Consider the following 416-nt stretch of genomic DNA (forward strand, 5'->3'; position numbering starts at 1 on the left):
GGGTCTAAACGCTTATCAAAATGGTTTTCCATATAACGCATTTCTCCATGCATGTTATTGTTTAACCATTTTTCTAACCTAGGAGCTTCTTCTTCTAAAAAGGTTGCTTTACTAATACCACAAGACAAAAAACCGAGGCGTTTTGCTTCGGTTTTAATAAGTGTTGTATAATGTTGTTTTTTATTATTCAATAGTAAAAATTATATCTAAACTACAAATAAATAGTTAAATTATATAATTTTTAATTACACCCCATATCTATTGAAGATTGGGAATCGGCATTTGGAAAGCAATTACCTGATGGTAGTTGATTTGGCACATACCTAATTAGGTTAGCATCATACAAGCTTTTTTCTAAAAACGTTGTTAATTGTTCTATTTCTGCTTCTGTTAATCCTAACGGTGTAAATTGTGCT

At 30.5% G+C, this 416-nt stretch carries 1 pseudogene; it reads right to left on the reverse strand.

Annotated features, from left to right (window positions below):
- Positions 1 to 191: pseudogene (locus tag FUA24_RS02880) on the reverse strand (tRNA epoxyqueuosine(34) reductase QueG); the annotation flags it as partial.
- Positions 192 to 416 lie beyond the last annotated feature (225 nt).

The organism is Seonamhaeicola marinus, from assembly GCF_008085455.1.